The 18002-nt window shown below is 58.3% G+C and carries 15 protein-coding genes; 3 read left to right on the top strand and 12 right to left on the bottom strand.

The genetic code is table 11. The annotated features are described in order from the left end of the window. Nucleotides 1-349: 349 nt before the first annotated feature. Nucleotides 350-1798, top strand: coding sequence for an AMP nucleosidase (locus PanJK_RS04500; RefSeq protein ID WP_265297502.1), 1449 nt, complete (start codon nucleotides 350-352; stop codon nucleotides 1796-1798). A gap of 51 nt (nucleotides 1799-1849) precedes the next feature. Here the strand turns inward: PanJK_RS04500 and PanJK_RS04495 are convergent, their stop codons facing one another. Beyond that, nucleotides 1850-2458 (bottom strand): hypothetical protein, encoded by a 609-nt coding sequence (locus PanJK_RS04495; protein ID WP_265297500.1) that lies wholly within the window; start codon nucleotides 2456-2458, stop codon nucleotides 1850-1852. Between the two features lie 168 nt (nucleotides 2459-2626). Further along, entirely contained in the window at nucleotides 2627-3925 is a 1299-nt protein-coding gene (locus PanJK_RS04490; protein WP_008105472.1) for an NCS2 family permease, read from the bottom strand. A 387-nt stretch (nucleotides 3926-4312) separates the two neighbouring features. Between PanJK_RS04490 and PanJK_RS04485 the strand changes: the two genes are divergently transcribed. Beyond that, on the top strand, nucleotides 4313-5059 hold the full coding sequence (locus PanJK_RS04485) for a response regulator (protein WP_265297494.1): 747 nt from the start codon (nucleotides 4313-4315) through the stop codon (nucleotides 5057-5059). Here PanJK_RS04485 and PanJK_RS04480 read toward each other — a convergent pair. From PanJK_RS04480 to PanJK_RS04455, 6 genes are all read right to left on the bottom strand, one after another. Next, nucleotides 4996-6045 carry a carbohydrate kinase family protein gene (locus tag PanJK_RS04480; protein WP_265297492.1) on the bottom strand — a complete coding sequence of 350 codons (1050 nt, stop codon included), beginning with the start codon at nucleotides 6043-6045 and terminating at the stop codon, nucleotides 4996-4998. The two genes, PanJK_RS04485 and PanJK_RS04480, sit on opposite strands and share 64 nt — an antisense overlap. Nucleotides 6046-6049: 4 nt before the next feature. Then, nucleotides 6050-6910 carry a ketose 1,6-bisphosphate aldolase gene (locus tag PanJK_RS04475; RefSeq protein WP_256696772.1) on the bottom strand — a complete coding sequence of 287 codons (861 nt, stop codon included), beginning with the start codon at nucleotides 6908-6910 and terminating at the stop codon, nucleotides 6050-6052. An 11-nt stretch (nucleotides 6911-6921) separates the two neighbouring features. Beyond that, nucleotides 6922-7605 carry a D-lyxose/D-mannose family sugar isomerase gene (locus PanJK_RS04470; RefSeq protein ID WP_061717633.1) on the bottom strand — a complete coding sequence of 228 codons (684 nt, stop codon included), beginning with the start codon at nucleotides 7603-7605 and terminating at the stop codon, nucleotides 6922-6924. A 129-nt stretch (nucleotides 7606-7734) separates the two neighbouring features. Next, the gene (locus tag PanJK_RS04465) at nucleotides 7735-8673 is read right to left on the bottom strand and encodes an ABC transporter substrate-binding protein (protein ID WP_008105486.1); all 939 of its coding nucleotides are present in this window, start codon (nucleotides 8671-8673) and stop codon (nucleotides 7735-7737) included. 183 nt (nucleotides 8674-8856) lie between these two features. Further along, nucleotides 8857-9840, bottom strand: a complete 984-nt coding sequence (locus tag PanJK_RS04460) for an ABC transporter permease subunit (protein WP_008105488.1) — start codon at nucleotides 9838-9840, stop codon at nucleotides 8857-8859. A 10-nt stretch (nucleotides 9841-9850) separates the two neighbouring features. Beyond that, nucleotides 9851-11356: a sugar ABC transporter ATP-binding protein gene (locus PanJK_RS04455; protein WP_265297484.1), complete on the bottom strand. Its 1506-nt coding sequence runs from the start codon at nucleotides 11354-11356 to the stop codon at nucleotides 9851-9853. A 144-nt stretch (nucleotides 11357-11500) separates the two neighbouring features. On the opposite strand from PanJK_RS04455, the gene PanJK_RS04450 reads away from it, so the two are divergent. After that, nucleotides 11501-14089 (top strand): ATP-binding protein, encoded by a 2589-nt coding sequence (locus PanJK_RS04450; protein ID WP_265297482.1) that lies wholly within the window; start codon nucleotides 11501-11503, stop codon nucleotides 14087-14089. Here the strand turns inward: PanJK_RS04450 and phnE (PanJK_RS04445) are convergent. From phnE (PanJK_RS04445) to phnC, 4 genes are all read right to left on the bottom strand, one after another. Continuing rightward, nucleotides 14043-14927, bottom strand: a complete 885-nt coding sequence (gene phnE / locus PanJK_RS04445) for a phosphonate ABC transporter, permease protein PhnE (protein ID WP_265297480.1) — start codon at nucleotides 14925-14927, stop codon at nucleotides 14043-14045. The genes PanJK_RS04450 and phnE (PanJK_RS04445) overlap by 47 nt on opposite strands. After that, entirely contained in the window at nucleotides 14924-15787 is an 864-nt protein-coding gene (gene phnE / locus PanJK_RS04440) for a phosphonate ABC transporter, permease protein PhnE (RefSeq protein WP_256696775.1), read from the bottom strand. Before phnE (PanJK_RS04440) ends, phnE (PanJK_RS04445) begins: the two co-directional genes overlap by 4 nt. Nucleotides 15788-15967: 180 nt before the next feature. Next, nucleotides 15968-16894 (bottom strand): phosphonate ABC transporter substrate-binding protein, encoded by a 927-nt coding sequence (gene phnD, locus PanJK_RS04435; RefSeq protein WP_256696776.1) that lies wholly within the window; start codon nucleotides 16892-16894, stop codon nucleotides 15968-15970. 26 nt (nucleotides 16895-16920) lie between these two features. Continuing rightward, entirely contained in the window at nucleotides 16921-17751 is an 831-nt protein-coding gene (phnC, locus tag PanJK_RS04430) for a phosphonate ABC transporter ATP-binding protein (protein WP_061717640.1), read from the bottom strand. Between the last annotated feature and the right edge of the window lie 251 nt (nucleotides 17752-18002).

Below are 18002 nucleotides of genomic sequence, written 5' to 3'. Positions count from 1 at the left end.
ATCAATTTCTGAAACTTTGGCAAAACAGCATGCGGCCCACAAACCCGTAAGGTCGCCATTCATGGCGACCTTCTTTCAGTAAAGACATCGATTCATTAAGGCCACGGTTGAAAACTAAGCAATAAGCTCGCCAATACCGCGAAGGTAGACAATTTATTACTCGGGCATCGCTCCAGAACAGGAGACACGCGATGTAACATCCCTGCTGATCATAAACATAGCTGTGGTTACGCCACGCACCAGCACCGTGATGGTGCAGAATGCGGTCGATCACAGATTCTTCATCGTCGCGCTGGGTTTATCCGCTATGCTCTGGTGAAAACGGTCCACGTTTCCTAAAGGAGAACCCATGAATACACAACGGAACGGATTGAGCAGCCAGCAAGCGCTGGACGAATTAGAACGCCTGTACGATGCAGCCGTTGACGCGTTGCGCAACGCCATCCGCGATTTCACCGCCAGCGGGCAGTTGCCGGATGAAGGCGCTCGTCAGCAAGGGCTGTTTGTCTATCCGCAGCTGCGCATCACCTGGCTGGGCGAAGGCCCGCAAAAAAATCGTACCCGCGCATGGGGACGTTTTACCCATACCGGCAGCTACAGCACCACCATCACGCGCCCGGCGCTGCTGCGTCACTATCTCAGCGAGCAGCTGCAGATGCTGGAGAAAGAGTACGACGTGCTGATTGAGGTCGCTCCCTCTGAGCAGGAAATTCCTTATCCTTATGTGATTGATGGCTTGTCACTGGACCGCTCAATGAGCGCCAGCATCGCACGCCATTTCCCGACCACCGAACTGTCGCAGATCGGTGATGAAACCGCCGACGGCTTGTTCCACGCCAATGCGATTTTCCCGCTGTCGCACTTTGACGCGCTGCGCACCGATTTCTCACTGGCTCGCCTGCGCCACTACACCGGCACCGGCGTAGAGCACTTTCAGCCGTTTGTGCTGTTCACCAACTACACGCGCTACGTTGATGAGTTCGTGCGCTGGGCAATTGAGCAAGTACAGGATCCCAACACGCCTTACGACAGCCTGGCCTGCGCCGGTGAAGTGGTGATCACTGCCGATACTCAAGACCCCACGGCGATGATGTCCGATCTGGCGTGGAAGAAGCACCAAATGCCCGCCTGGCACCTGACATCACCGAATCGTCGCGGCATTACGCTGGTGAACATCGGCGTTGGCCCGTCCAATGCCAAAACCATCTGCGACCATCTGGCGGTGATTCGTCCGCACGCCTGGCTGATGATTGGCCACTGCGGCGGTCTGCGCGAAAGCCAGACCATCGGCGACTATGTACTGGCGCATGCCTACCTGCGCGACGACCACGTACTGGATAGCGTACTGCCGCCAGATATCCCAATCCCAAGCATCGCCGAAGTGCAGCGCGCCTTGTATGACGCCACCAAAGCGGTGAGCGGCATGCCCGGTGAAGAAGTTAAACAGCGCCTGCGCACCGGCACCGTGGTCACCACCGATGACCGTAACTGGGAGCTGCGCTACTCCGCTTCAGCGCTGCGCTTCAACCTGAGCCGCGCCGTTGCGGTTGATATGGAAAGCGCCACCATCGCCGCGCAGGGTTACCGCTTCCGCGTGCCCTACGGCACCTTGCTGTGCGTATCGGATAAACCGCTGCACGGCGAGATCAAGCTACCGGGCCAGGCAAACCGTTTCTACGAAGGCGCAATCTCAGAGCACCTGCAGATTGGCATCTGCGCGGTGGAACTGCTGCGAGCTGAAGGGGATAAGCTACATTCAAGGAAGCTGAGAACCTTTAACGAGCCACCGTTCAGGTAATGATGATGGCGTTCCGGCCCTTAAAGGGCCGGAACATTGCAGTAAAACGCGTTATGACATTTTCAAAACGATATTCTGCACAAACCACGCCAACACCAGAAGGCCGGTCGGTATCATGATTTTCCAGGTTATGCTGTTATTGAAGGCAGCTATTTTATCCTCCAACTGATTGAATCGTTGGTCAACTCTTTCGAACTTCTCATCAATCCTCTCGAACTTCTCGTCTATCTTTTCAAACTTTTTATCAATTTTGTCGAATTTTTGGTCGAACTTTTCTTCCATTCGCTCAAACTTCTTATCGATACGTTGTTCCAGCGCCCCCAGCTCGCCCATGATCTCCACACGCATTACGCCCTGCTCGGCTCTGACCTTTTCGATATCCGCTTTGGTGGCAAAGTGTTCTGAACGCGCCGTGAGCACCGCAACATCTGTCTGAATCTGCTGCGTGGTTTTTTCCAGCTGTTCAACCCGTTTGGTGAGTTGTTCCATTTGATGGTCTCCTTTGTTTCCAACGTCAAAAATAAGCGGTGGGAACACACGAGTTGTATTGCTAATGGGGTAATCCATTACCGAATCCTCTTCCATCGCGTTGCTCAACCTTTCCACCACACCGTCAGTGAAACAGATTTGCGCAGCGTTAACATTCCACGATCCCGCCATTCGCAGCACATTTTTTGCGGGCAGGTTTACACAACACGCACAGCCTGGGCCGTTTTGAGATTGAAGGAAAGTGAGTATCAAAAAGGATTGCGAGGTGACACGCAGAAAATAAACGAAGGGATGCAACAGCAGACACGGAAGCCCGAGCGGGCTTCCGTTAAGCAAGATTTACGCGCTCAGCCAGCCCAGTTTGATGACAAACAGAATCGACAGAATGATCAGCGCCGGGTTGACCTCTTTGGTGCGACCGCTCAGCAGTTTCACCACTGTCCAGGTGATGAATCCGAAGGCAATACCGTTGGCGATTGAGTAGGTCAGCGGCATCGTCAGCGCTGTCACGGTTACCGGCGCGGCGGTGGTGATGTCTTTCCAGTCAATATCTGCCAGACCAGACGCCATCAGCACCGCAACAAACAGTAGCGCTGGCGCGGTGGCATAAACCGGTACGCTGCCCGCCAGCGGCGAGAAGAACAGGCTCAGCAAGAACAGAATCGCCACCACAATTGCCGTCAAACCGGTACGGCCACCGGCGCTGACGCCCGCAGCAGATTCCACATAGCTGGTGGTGGTTGACGTACCGAGCAGCGAGCCGAACAGCGCGGCGGCGCTATCTGCGATCAACGCACGGCCCATTTTCGGCACGTTGCCCTGCTCATCCGCCAGTCCAGCACGCTTGGTCACACCTAGCAAGGTGCCGGTATTATCGAACACGTCCACGAACAGGAAGGCGAAGATCACGCTGACCAGGCCAACGTTAAAGGCTCCCGCAATATCCAGCTGCATAAAGGTTGGCGCGATAGAAGGCGGAGCAGAGAACACGCCGCCAAACGGCGTCAGGCCAATGCCCATGGAGATGAAGGTCACCACCAAAATGCCGATCAGCACCGCGCCGGTAACGCGACGCGCTTCCAGCACCACAATGATGAAGAAGCCGAGCAGCGCCAGCAGCGGGCCCGGTTTGGTCAGGTCGCCCAGGCCAACCAGCGTAGCTGGGTTATCCACCACGATACCCGCGCCTTCCAGCGCGATGATCGCCAGGAACAGGCCGATACCGGCACCAATACCGGCACGCAGCGGCAGCGGAATGCTGTTAATAATCCACTCACGAATTTTGAAAAGCGACATGGCAAAGAAGATCACCGCCGACAAGAACACCGCGCCCAGCGCGACTTGCCACGTGTAACCCATATGCAGAACCACGGTATAGGTAAAGAAGGCGTTGAGGCCCATGCCCGGTGCGAGTGCAATCGGATAGTTAGCGATCAAGCCCATTAACACACAGCCAATCGCCGCAGCCAGACAGGTCGCCACGAAGACCGCACCTTTATCCATGCCGGTTGCACCGAGAATGCTCGGGTTAACAAACAGGATGTAAGCCATTGCCAGGAAGGTAGTGATACCCGCAATGATTTCTGTGCGAACCGTTGTGTTGTGCGCTTTTAATTTGAAGAGTTTTTCTAACATCATCATCTCTCATGAGCGGAGTCGGCACGAATGCGCGCGCTCCTTGCCAATGTGGTTTACAGACTTATTGTTGTATTGGACGCAAGGCGTTTAACCTTCCCCTGTCCTCATAGCAATAGCTATGCCATCACCCTACGCAATCGATTACGTTTCCGAATAATGCTTCGCTTAGGATAATTCCGAACCAGAATGAGGCGCGATTATGGTGCATTGCACCAGCGCCGCGCAATCGTTTTCCCTCGTTGCGATTGTTTGGCAAAAAGAGTGCGGCACTGCACGCTTCCGCACTCTGCCAGGCGATGGCGCTCACGTTTCTGTTGCTTGAATCTGCAGCTAAAAAACATCGGGTTACACTGCATTTAACCCTTTCGTAACAAAAGAGGCGCATCCATGAAGCCCGCGATTTTGGTGGTCGATGATGATCGTGCAGTGTGCGAATTGCTGCACGATGTGTTGAATGAACATGTGTTTACCGTTTATTGCTGCCATCAGGGTAAAGATGCGCTGGCTCTGCTGGCGCTACATCCGGAAATTTCGCTGGTGATGCTGGATATGATGCTGCCAGACACCAACGGCTTGCTGGTGCTGCAGCAAATGCAGCGGCAGCGTCCCGATCTGCTGGTGATTATGTTGACCGGCATGGGTTCGGAAGCAGATATGGTGGTGGGACTGGAGATGGGCGCGGATGATTACATCGCCAAGCCGTTCAACCCGCGCGTGGTGGTGGCACGAGCGCGCGCTGCACTGCGTCGCTGCGGACGACTGGCGCAGCCGAAAGCGTTGCCGGATGAAGGCTGGCAATTTAACGGCTGGCGGCTGGACGATGCGCGCTGTCAGCTGTTCAATCCACAGCGCGAAAGCGTGCCGCTGACGCAAGGTGAATACACGCTACTGCGTGCGCTGGTGGCGCATGCGCGCAAAGTATTAACCCGCGATCAACTGCTCGAACTGACGCACAGCGAAAGCCTCGAGGTGTTTGATCGCACCATTGATGTGCTGATTATGCGGCTACGACGCAAGATCGAAAGCAACCCGCATCAACCGAGCCTGATCCGCACCATTCGCGGTCTCGGCTATGTTTTCTCCGCCGATGTGATGCGTCCTGCCTCTTCGGCGCGTGAAACGCAAATCGCCTGATCCATCCAGCGCTGCATCTCGGCTAATGGCCGCGTGCCGTCCAGCGCGTTGGCGGCATGCAGATTAAAACAGGCGCAGGTGTGCGCCAGCTTCAGCGTTTCCGTCAGCGACCAGCCTTCGTGGCTGGCATAAAGCACACCGGCGCAAAACGCATCGCCCGCGCCAACGCTACCCACGATCTCTTCCGGCGCTAAACACCACGCGGGCTGCCAACGCCCTTCGCCTTCTGCTTGCTGGCCCCACGCCCCTTCCGGTGCGTGAATCACCACCCGCTGACGTACGCCTTGCTGCAGTAGCCAGGTCGCCGCCTCGGCAAACGCTGAAGGCGCGGCAAGCCCTTGCGGCGTGCGCAAACTGATGCCGGTGAGCGATTGCGCCTCCAGTTCGTTGATCACCAAATAATCGAGCCAGCGCAGCGCGGGCACCACCAGCGGGCGATATTCGCCCACGCGCGACACCAAATCGAGTGAGGTGAGATAGCCGCGCTGCTGCATCTGCGCCAGCAATCGTGCGCTGCGCGTGCCGTATTCCTTCTCCGGCACATCAAGGCTATCCAACAGCAGCAAATAACCGAGATGGAAAATGCGATGGGATGTGGAGACGTCGGCGAAATGCGCCAAATCGAGCTTGCAATTGGCACCGCGAGCATGAAAGAAGGTGCGCTGGCCGTCCGGCGTGGTCATCACCTGCGTCATCGCCGTGTTGATGCCTGCGGTGCGCTGCACAAACTGGCGGTCGATGTGATGATCGTCCAGCAGTTGCAGGATGTAGTCGCCGTCGCTGTCCTCGCCCACCATGCCGACGCCCGCCAGCGGCAAATTCAGCTGCATGCGCGCCAGGGTAAACAGCACGTTGAGCGCCGCGCCGCCGCTGCACTTCTCGCTGTGCTGAATCTCCGTCAGCCAGCCCTGTTCCGGCCAGTGGCTGATGCGCTGCACGTGATCCACCAGCATGCTGCCGGCACCGATGATTCCGTTACGCACCATACTCTCAGGCCCTCCCGGCGCTGCCGAACACCTGCATCTGCTGCGCCACCACGTTGGCGATGTCACGCTCCACGGCCATTAGCAATTCGGCAAAGGCGTCGTAGCGTGCATCGCGCTGAGTGATCTGCGCTTCAATCGCCCCGAGCGCCGCCTGCGACATGCCGGTGTAAAAGTTGATTTTATTGATGCCGAGGCTAACGGCGCGGCGGAAGTCCGCATCGCTAATGCCGGAACCGCCATGCAGCACCAGCGGAATGCCAGCGGTCGAGCGAATCGCTGCCAGCCGGTCAAAGTCGAGTTTGGGTTCGCCTTTGTATTTGCCGTGTGCATTGCCAATTGCTACCGCCAGACAATCAATGCCGGTGGCGTGCACAAAATCAGCGGCCTGCGCCGGATCGGTAAATTTATCGCTGTCGGCCTCGCCAAACAGCGCCCCGCCTTCATCGCCGCCCACCGCACCCAGTTCGGCTTCCACCGAAACGCCGAGCGCGTGGCACATCTTCACCACTTCGCGCGTCTGGCGGACGTTTTCCTCGTAGCTGAGCGTCGAGCCATCGAACATGACCGAGGTAAAGCCAAGACGAATCGCCTGCATCACCGCCTCAAAATGCAGGCCGTGATCGAGATGCAGCACCACCGGAATATCGTGCAGCGCCGCTTCGGTGCGCACGGCGGCGACCAGATGTTCGAGGTTGACATACTTAAAATGCACTTCGGCGATGCTAATGATAAATGGCGAGCGCTGCCGCTCAGCCGCCTGATAAAGCGCGCGCAGAAAATGGGTATCGAGGACGTTAAACGCGCCGAGCGCGTAGCCGTTCTGTTGCGCATGGGCCAAACCCTGCGCCAGGGAAATCAGTGCCATATCAGGCTCCTTTAGGCCAGCCAGCGGTGATATTCGTTACACAGCAGCCAGCGCGGTTCTTCATCTTCATCAAGCGGATTGAAGCGTGCCAGCGGGGTAAGAAACACGTTGTCGTGTTCGTCGTCGTTGGGCATTGAGACTTCGCCCACCAGTACATCGCCGTAACCCTCTTCACCCCAAAAGCTGTGCCAGATGCCCGGCAGCAAAGTGACGCTTTCGCCCGGCGATAAACGCAGCTGCGAACCGGCGGCGTGGGTTTGCCGAATGCCATCCAACGTGACGTTGACCGCCGTCTCGGCCAGCTGATTGCCTGCGCGGTTATGCAGCGTAACGATCAGATTGCCGCCGCCGCGATTGATAATGTCTTCCATCTTTTGCGGGTGATAATGCATCGGCGTGACCTGCCCTTCGCGCACATGCATGATCTTTTCGGCGTAGGGTTTGGCCCACGGCTGGCCACCGCGCGAACCGTTGCGCAAAGTGAACAGGGTTAAACCGGTTTGATTGAAATCGTCAGCGCCGAAGCTGGTGACATCCCAGCCGAGGTGCAGCGCCAGCAGTTCATCGGCATCATGTTTATCGAGCGCGCGCCACTGGCTGAGGCCGTAATCGGCCCACGGCGGCAGATGCACATCCTGGCGCATAAAGAATTCGCGGGTACGTTGTAGGATCGCATTCACTTCAGAGCGTTGCATCGTCTCCTCCTTTACTCGCTGGCCCTCACCCCAGCCCTCTCCCGCAAGCGGGCGAGGGAGCTGACCGAGCAAACCTAACTATCCCCTCTCCCATTGATGGGAGAGGGTTAGGGTGAGGGGAACCCGCAATTATTTCACCGTCCAGCCCTTGTAACTGCTAACGCTGTTACGATCGATCATCGTCACCGGAATCAGCACCGGCTTATCTGGCGCGGGTTTGCCCTGCAGGATGTCATAGCCAATCTCCACCGCTTTCGCCGCCATCACCTGCGGGTCCTGCGCTGGCGTGGCCACGAACAGCGAGCCTTTGCGTTTCAGCGCCTCTTCACCGTCTGGCGATCCATCGACGCCGACAATAAAGAACTCATTGCGCTGCGCCTGTTTCGCCGCCAGATCGGCACCAATCGCGGTTGGGTCGTTAATCGCGAACACCGCATCAATCTTCGGATTAGCCGACAGCAGGCCGGTCATCACTTCCAGGCCACCTTCACGGCTGCCTTTGGCGTTCTGGTTGTAGGAGAGCAACTTGATGTCCGGATGGGTTTTCAGCTCGTTCATGCAGCCTTCCACACGGTTCTGCACCGCAGAAACCGGCGGTCCGTTAATGATGACCACGTTGCCTTTGGCTTTCAGGCGATCGGAGATGTATTTACACGCCATGGCACCGGCGGCGGTGTTATCGGAGGTGATCGTGGCGTTAGCGCCGTCTGCCGCCACGTCGACTGCCACCACCACAATCCCGGCATCACGCGCACGTTTAACCGCGGGTGCGATGCCTTTGGAATCAGCGGCGTTGAGGATAATCATGTCCACTTTGGCGGCGATGAAGTTATCAATCTGCCCCACCTGCTGGCCAAGATCGTAACCGCTAGAGACCAGCGTTACGTTGACCTTGTCACCCGCCAGCTCGCGCGCCTTCAGCTCCGCACCTTTGGTGATCTGCACGAAGAACGGGTTGGCGAGATCGCCGACGGTCACACCAATGGATTTCAGCTCTTTGGCCTGCACCAATGGCGCGCTCAGAAGCGTAGCCGCCAGCAGTCCGGTTAGAATCGGATTAAAACGCATAGTCGATGTTCTCCTGCTTTTTGGTTTTTATGATGGGTGCTTGCTGTCCCCCTCCTCGGTCCTCCCCCACAAGTGGGGGAGGAAGATGCTGCCATATGCTCGTACTGAAGCTGCATGTGGCTACGTCTCCTTCCCCCGCTTGCGGGGGAAGGCCGGGATGGGGGACAGCAAGCACGATATAACTCAACCCACGTGATGCCGCGTCCGGTACTTATCGATCAACACCGCGATAATGATCACCGCGCCCTTAATCACTAACTGCCAGAAATAGGAGACGCCCATCAGCGTCATGCCGTTATTCAGCGTGGCGATAATCAGCGCGCCAATCAGCGTGCCGGTGATGGTGCCGATACCGCCGACAAAGCTGGTGCCGCCAAGGATCACCGCCGCTATCGCATCCAGCTCATAGCCGACGCCGAGGTTGCCGTTGGCGCTGTAGAGCCGCGAGGCGCTCATCAAGCCGGCCAGCCCCGACAGCAAACCGCTCATGGCGTAGACAAACAGCAGCACCACACTGACTTTGATGCCGGTCAGGCGTGCCGCCTGCACGTTGCCGCCGACCGCATAAATGTGCACGCCTAAAGTGGTGCGACGCAGAATGAACCAGCACAGCGCGATGACCGCGAAGGCGATGATGATCAGCCACGGCACCGGACCGAGATAGCCGTTGCCTATCCACTCAAAGTTGATATCCGAGTTGATCACCGTGGTGCCATTCGCCAGCAGATAAGCCGCGCCGCGCATCGCGGTGTAGGTGCCGAGGGTGACAATAAAGGGCGGCAGCCCTGCCCACGCCACCAGAATGCCGTTGAACAACCCCATAATCAGCCCGGCACCTAACGCCGCTGGAATCGTCAGTGATGCAAACGCCGGATCGAGCGACACCACCATCGCCACTACCGCTGTGGTACCGAGCATAGATCCCACCGACAAATCGATGCCGCCGGTGAGAATGACAAAGGTCATGCCCGCCGCCAGCACGATGTTGATTGAGGCCTGACGCGTAATGTTGAGCAGATTGCCCTCGGTGAAGAAGTTCGGCGTGACAAAGCCAAATACCGCCACGATCAGGATCAGAATCGGCAAGATACCGACGGTTTGCAGCAGGTCACTCATTAACGCGCGCTTTAGGGTTGGGCTTTTTACGCGTGCGGATTCACTGGTCATTGCGCTCTCCTCAGGCCTGAACCGGCTGCGCGCCGGTGGCCAGTGTCATAATGTTTTCCTGACTAATCTCTGCCCCACTCAACTCACCGGCGATGGCACCTTCACGCATCACATAGACGCGGTCGCTCATGCCCACCACTTCCGGTAACTCGCTGGAGATCATCAAAATCGCCACGCCCTGCTGCGCCATCTGCTGCATCATGCGGTAGATTTCGCTCTTGGCGCCGACATCGACGCCACGCGTCGGCTCATCGAGAATCAGGATGCGTGGCGCAATCGCCACCCAGCGTGAAATCAACAACTTTTGCTGATTGCCGCCGGATAAGCCGCCCGCGCGCACCTGCGCATGCGGCACGCGGATGTTGAGCGCATCAATCGCCTCGCTGGCGATCTTCTGCCCTTTGCGGCGATTGAGCAGGCCGTAGCTGGCGTCGCGCTCCAGCGTTGCCATCACGATGTTGTCCTGCGCCGCCAGTTCGAGGAACAAGCCCTGCTCTTTGCGGTTCTCGGTGAGAAACCCGATGCCGCGCGCAATCGCGTCGCGCGGCGAGTGAATCTGCACTTTTTCCCCGTCGATCCAGATCTCGCCGCCGCTCGGTTGATGCACGCCAAAAATCAGCTGCGCCAGTTCGCTGCGCCCGGCGCCGACCAGGCCCGCCAGACCGACGATCTCACCGGCCCGCACCGACAGGCTGCTGGGATGCACTTTGTGTTTGTCGCACAGGTGATTGACGGCGAGACGGATGTCGCCGAGCGGAATGTTGCGGTCTTTGTTGAACAGATCGCTGAGCGGACGCCCGACCATCATGCGCACCAGCTCGCTGGCGTTAAGCTGCTCGCGCGTCAGGCTACCGACGTACTGTCCGTCGCGCAGCACGCTAACGCGATCCGACAGCTCATACACCTCCGCCATGCGATGGCTGATGTAGATGATCGCCATCCCTTCGCTGCGCAGACGTTTAATCAGCGCAAACAACTGCTCGGTTTCCCGGTTCGAGAGTGCGGCAGTCGGCTCATCCATCACCAGAATGCGGCTGTTGCGATGTAGCGCGCGGGCGATTTCCACCTGCTGCTGCTCGGCAATGCTCAGGCGGCTAACCCGATCGGTGGCGCTGAACTGCGCGCCCAAACGATCAATCACTCGCTGCGCCTCTTCCGCCATCTGGCGACGCTTCACCAGACCCGCGCGGGTGATTTCACTGCCGAGAAAGATGTTCTCCGCCACCGTCAGATTCGGTGCCAGATTGATCTCCTGATAAATCAGGGTAATGCCCGCCGCCAGCGCCTCTTTTGGGCCTTTAATGGTGTACGGCTGGCCGTCGATAAGGATTTCCCCGCTGCTGGCGGTATAAGCACCGGCCAGAATTTTCATCAATGTACTTTTGCCTGCGCCGTTTTCGCCCATCAGCGCATGCACTTCACCGGGCCAGACCGTGAGATCGACGCCTTTCAGCGCATAGAAGTTGCCGAAGCGTCGGGTGATCGCGCGCATTTCTAATATCGGTGCTGTCGCCATAACGAGGCTCCTGCTGGCAAAGGTTGCAGCGAGTAAAGCCTGCTTAGATAAATGGAAAATGTCAGCGGTCATTCATATTTGTCATATTTCGCTCTGCCGGCGCTTCTATACTCGCCAGCAGTTGAGCGGTAAGGAGTGGCAGCCATGAGTCACAGTCTGCATTGGCACGCGGGCGCGCGCAGTCGTCTGCTGCTGTTTAATCTGCTGGTGATGTCGGTGACGCTGGCGGTGAGCCTGGTAGCGATTTTTGGATTTCGCCACGCAGGTCACATTCAGGAACAGGCGCAGGCACAAACGCTGGCCGATATGAACGGCAGCCTGGCGCTGGCGCGCGATACCGCCAATGTGGCGATCGCTGCGGTGCGTTTATCGCAGGTGGTCGGCGCGCTGGAGTATCAGAGTGAATCGGCGCGCCTGCAGCAGACGCAGCTGGAGCTGCAGCGGTCGCTGAGCTTGCTGGCGAATGCGCCGCTGGCGTCGCAGCAGCCGCAGCTGCTGACGCGCATCCGCGAGCGCAGCCAGATGCTGGAACAGACCATCAATCAATTGCTGCGCGCCGGACATCAGCGCCATCTGCAGCGCAACGTCATGCTCAGCGGCTTGTGGCAATCGCAGCTATTACTCAATCGCATTGACCTGCTAACGCGCGCTGATTCCCCTTCCGCCGCACTGCGCCAGCAAACCCGCAGCTTATTCAGCGTGGCGATTCAATCCAGCGCGCCGCAGGCCGCAGTGCAGCAGCTGCAATCGGTGCTCAGTCAGTGGCGGGCGTTAAGGCTCAACGGCGTGCTGAATACGCAAGTACAGCGGCTGATCGCCACCAGCAATGATTTGCAGCCGGTGGCGCAGCAACTGGAACAGAGTGATATCGCCATCGCCTACGCCACCTATCGCATCAAAGCACTGGTGGCGATGCTCAACGACGACATCACCCATTACGTGCAGCTGGTGGCGCAGCAGAGCGACGCCCGCAGCGCGGTAACCCATGAAGAGCTGGATTCGATCATCGGCTTTATCGGCCTGTTTATGCTGCTGGCGCTGCTGATCACCGGTTACGCCGGTTACTACATCTACCGCAATCTCGGTTCGAGTCTCACCGCCATCGCCCATGCCATGACCCGGCTGGCGCAGGGTGAGAAAAGCGTCAACGTGCCGGGTCTGGCGCGCCGCGATGAACTGGGCGATCTGGCACGCGCCTTCAACGTGTTTGCGCGCAACACCGCGTCGCTGGCGCACACCTCACGCCTGCTAAAAGAGAAAAGCAACCAGCTGGAATCGACCTTTCTCGCGATGCGCGACGGCTTTGCGCTGTTTGATAACAGCGGCCAGCTGGTGGTGTGGAATGCGCAATATGCCGAACTGCTGGGTATTGCGCCGCGCGAACTGCATCGCGGCTTGCACTATCAACAGCTTTTAAAACGCGTCGATGTTGAGCTCAATGGCTTAGCCGATGCGCAGGAAGTGCGGCTGGCGGATGGACGCACGCTGGAGCTGCGTTTCAGCCCGGTGCCACGGCGCGGCATGGTGAATACCGTGCTGGAGCGCACCACGCGCAAGGCGCTGGAAGAGGCGCTGCTGCACAGCCAGAAGATGAAAGCGGTTGGACAGCTCACCGGCGGACTGGCGCACGACTTCAATAATCTGCTGGCGGTGATCATCGGCAGCCTGGCGTTAACCGTCGATCAGCTGCCGCCCGGCACGCTCGCCAGCCGTATCGATCGTGCACGTCAGGCTGCCGACCGCGCGGCGCAGCTGACGCAGCGTTTGCTGGCGTTCTCGCGCAAACAGGCGCTCTATCCGCGCGCGGTGTCGGTAGTGGAGCTGGTGGACAATCTGCATTCGCTGCTGCAACACGCACTTTTGCCCGGCCAGCAGCTGGTGATCGATGCGCAACGTCCCGGCTGGCCAGCGTGGATCGATGCCGGACAGCTGGAGAATGCGCTGATCAATTTGGTGGTCAACGCGCGCGATGCGATGGCGCAGCAGAGCGGCGAAATCCGCCTGCGTATCTGGAATCAGCGCAAACAGGAAGCCGACGGCAAGCGCGATCGCGTCACCATTGAAGTAATCGATCACGGCTGCGGCATGTCGGCCGAGGTGCGCGAACAGGTGTTCGAGCCGTTCTTCACCACCAAAGCGATCGGCAGCGGCAGCGGTTTGGGCTTATCGATGGTGTATGGCTTTGTGCGTCAATCCGGCGGCCAGATCGAGCTGGAAACCGCGCCGGGGCAAGGCACCACCGTGCGGCTGTTATTGCCGCGCGCGCCCGAAGCGGCACAGCCGCTCAACGTGCCGCCGCCGCTGGTGCCGCAGGCCAGCAACGATCGGCTGGTGTTGGTGCTGGATGATGAACCGACGGTGCGACAAACGCTGTGCGAACATCTGCATCAGCTGGGTTATCTGACGCTGGAGTGTGGCGACGGCGAAAGCGCGCTGACGCTGCTGCGCCAGACGCCGGATATCGATCTGTTAATCAGTGATTTGATGCTGCCGGGCGGCATCAACGGCGCGGATGTGATTCGCCAGGCGCAGGCGCAGTGGCCACATCTGGCGACGGTGTTGATCAGCGGTCAGGATCTGCGCCAGACGCAGGTGACGCTGCCGCTGTGTGAGCGGCTGGCGAAACCCTGGCATCAGGCGCAGCTGGTGCAGGCGCTGGAGCGCGCCTGGCAGCGCAGTGAACGGCTTAGTCGCGCGCGGCAGGCTGCCACAACGGCACCCCTTTCCCCGTGATGTAACGTTTACGCAGCTTGCTGGAGACCACATCCATGATCATCACCACCGCCACCAGAATCAGGGTCAGGAACATCACCACATCCCAGTTCCATAAACGCATGTTCTCGGCATACACCAGACCCACGCCGCCCGCGCCGACAAAGCCCAGCACCGCTGCGGAGCGGGTGTTGGACTCAATCTGATACAGGCTGAGCGCGAGGAAGGTCGGGAACGACTGGGTGAATATGCCGTAGCGATGCTTTTGCAGGCTGTTCGCGCCGACCGCGCTGAGGCCGCGACTCGGTGAACGCTCCACCGCTTCGTGCCCTTCGGCATAGAGTTTGCCGAGCAAGCCGACATCCTGCATCACAATCGCCAGCACGCCAGCCAGCGGTCCCATGCCGACGGCGCGCACGAAGATCAGCCCCCAAATCGCCATGTCGATGCCGCGCAGCACATCCAGCACGCGGCGTACCACCAGTGAAATCGGTCGCGTAACCGGATCGTGCATGACGTTTCGCGCCGCCAGGAACGAGACCGGCAAGGCAATTAAAGATGCGGTTAGCGTGCCGGAGAACACAATCGCCAGCGTAATCCCGACCTGCGTGAAGTAGTAACCAAACGGCCAGTTGAGGAAATCCTGCCAGACAAACATGCGCAGGAAATAGCGGCTGAGCTGCTGGCAGCCAATCAGAAATCGGCTCCACTCAATGCCAAAGAACTCGAAGAAGAACAGGTAATAGAGCGCGATGGCAAGCGCCACCAGCGCAACGCGGTGCAGATAGCGGTTCTGCGCGGCAAACAGGGCGGCATGCTCCTGCTTGAGTTTGGCGACATCCGGCGCTAAGGCGATCATGCTGTGTCTCCTTCCACTACGCGGCGACGCAGCCAGCCGGACAGCGTATCCAGCAGCGACACCACCACAATGATCAGCAACAGCGTGATGCTGACCTGATCGTAACGATCGAGTTTGATATTGGTCATCAGCTCTTGCCCGATACCGCCCGCGCCGACCAAACCAAGGATGGTTGAGGAGCGGAAGTTGATTTCCAGACGCATAAAGCTGTAGGAGAGAAACGTCGGTTTGACCTGCGGCCAGAAGGCAAAGCGCATGCGCTGCAGTTTGCTGGCACCGCACGCCGCAAGTCCGCGCACCGGTTTATCCGAGGCGCTCTCAATCGCTTCGTAAAACAGCTTGGTCAGGCTGCCGACAGTGTGCAGCGCCAGCGCGAGGAAGCCGGGAATAGCGCCAATGCCGAACGCCATCACGAACATCACCGCCCACGCCAGTTCCGGCATGGTACGCAGGAAGGCGACAAAGGCGCGGATCGCCACGCGCAGGCTGCGCGGGGTTTGGGTGTTATCGGCGGCGAAGAACGCCAGCACGCCGGCAACGGCCACCGCCACGATGGTGGACGACAGCGCCAGCTGCAAGGTTTCCCAGATCAACGGCAGCTGGAAGTGTAAGCGATAGCCCCAATAGGCCAGCGATCCCTCGGTTTTGCCGTCGGCGAACAGCAGTGAAAGATGCAGCACCGGCATAGTTTCGCCGATGTAGTCAAAAAAGTGTGGCAGCGACTGCCAGACGGTAAGCAGGTTAAATTCCGCCATCTTGCCCGCGGCCAGATAGAGCGCCAGCAACAGCAGCGACCACAGCAGCGAGTCGCGCTTTTGCTGGCGGCGGATGCGTTGGTAGTAGTGTTCGAAATCGGTCAAGGGGGGATTCCTGTTGGTTGGGGACTGGAGTGTGCTCGCTGTCCCCCTCCTCGGTCCTCCCCCATTAATGGGGGAGGAAGATGCTGCAAAATGCGAGTTTGGGAGTTGCATGTGGCAGCATCTCCTTCCCCCACTTGTGGGGGAAGGCCGGGATGGGGGACAGCGAGCACCCCACCTAAATTAACCGCGCGTACCCTTCATCAAATCACGCTTCATATCGATGATGTTCTGATAATCCGCCACGGTCGCTGGACCGATGTGCTGGGCACCGCCAACCGCTTTAACAAAGCAGCCGTGATCTTCTTTATCCAGTTTCTTGATGGTGGCCACCACCTTCGCTTTGAAGTCAGCGGGCAGATTGTTGCTCACCAGAATCGGACCGTTCGGGATCAGCGGCGACTGCCAGATGATGCGGATCTGCTTCATCAGGTCAGGATGATCCATGCGAATCAAACGGCCAAAGGCACCCGAGGTATAACCGGTTTCACGGTCGCCAATCAGCGACGTCCAGGTCACCGCGCCGTCGAACTGACCGTTCAGCACGCCGAGGATGTCCTGCTCGTGGCCGCCGGAGAAGGTGACGCTGGAGAAGGTGTTGTTGTACTTATCGTCCACCGTGCCGCCGAACTCTTTCTTGAACGCCTGGTTCGGCATCAGGAAGCCCGAGGTTGAATCGGGATCGGCCATGCCGAACGATTTGCCTTTCAGGTCTTCCAGCTTTTTGTATGGGCTGTCAGCCTTAACGATCACCACTGAGTGATAACCCTGAGACCCGTCTTTGTCGTCCACCACGATGCCCACCACATCCACCGCTTTCGGGTTTTGCAGGTAAACCGAGGCATACGAAGCCGGCGACATGCTCAGCACCAGATCGATTTTGTTACCCAGCAAGCCCTGAATCACGCCTGAATAGTCAGACGAGTTGCGCAGTTTGGTATCCACCTGCAACTCTTTGTCGAAGAAATCTTTCACACATTGGTTGTCACCAATCTGCTGCGTGGCGTTCTGGCCGCCAAGAATCCCGAGGTTCAACTCTTTTGGTGCATCCGCTGCGTTTGCGCCAAATGCCATCGCAATAGTCAGTAAAGCTAAAGAAGTCAGTTTCATTCTTAGGTTTTCTCTTGCTGTGGGAGTTAGTGGAGCTGGTTAATTTCGTCGCCGTACAGCTCATGCATCAGGCCGTCGGTCAACTGGGAAGGATGTCCATCAAACAGGATTTTGCCGCGCTGAATGCCGATCACGCGGGTGCAGTAGCTTTTAACCAGTTCGATGGAGTGCAGGTTCACCATCACGCTGATGCCCTGCTCGCTCACCTGACGCAGCACATCCATGATGCGTTTGGTGTTTTTCGGATCGAGTGACGCCACGGGTTCATCCGCCAGTAAAATGCGCGGGTTCTGCATCAGCGCCCGACAAATCGCCACACGCTGCATCTGGCCGCCGGAGAGGTTTTCCGCACGCTGCAGCGCCTGCGGCAGCATGTTCATCCACTGCAGCAGTTCGATAGCGCGAGCGCGGTCGGTTTCGGAGAAGACCTTGAAGAACGATTTCAGCGTCGAGGTCTGGCTCAAACGACCGAGCAGTACGTTGGTCAGCACATCAAGGCGTGGCACCAGACAGAAGTCCTGGAAGATCATGCCGCATTCGGTGCGCCACTCGCGCATCTGGCGGCTATTCAGCGTCACCACATCGCGATCCACTTCGCCGTGGCGATTGCTAAGGATCGCGCCCTGCGACGCGCTGATGGTGCCGTTCAGCATGTGTAACAGTGTCGATTTGCCTGCGCCTGAGCGGCCAATCACCGCCACCAACTCGCCCGCATGCAGATCGAAGCTGACGTTATCCAGCACCTGATTGGCGCCGTAGGTTTTGCACAATCCCTGCACCGACAACACCTTGTTGCCCTGCCCTGTAACATGCGGGTAAGGATTGTCGACCACGGTTTTCAGTAATGCCTGTGCCATGTTGCACTCCATCTCTTCTGAGGTGTTGATTGCCCGCTATTACGGGCAAAGCGGATGAAAGCTTGATGACAGTAAAATGATTAAACAGTGACAGCATCCGCCGCCGCCGTAGGGTCGCCATTTATGGTGTAATGCTCGTCAGTTAAGACTTAATCATGCCGGAACGCATAGCGTTTCGGCTTCTTTTTCACCGCTCGCGGATAATGTCTCGTCCGCCGGGTTGGCAGCACGAAGCTTCCCGCCATCGCCAT

This window comes from Pantoea sp. JK (genome assembly GCF_026130245.1).
In the GTDB taxonomy this organism is placed as follows: domain Bacteria; phylum Pseudomonadota; class Gammaproteobacteria; order Enterobacterales; family Enterobacteriaceae; genus Pantoea; species Pantoea trifolii.
This window is presented reverse-complemented; position numbering and strand designations above follow the sequence as displayed.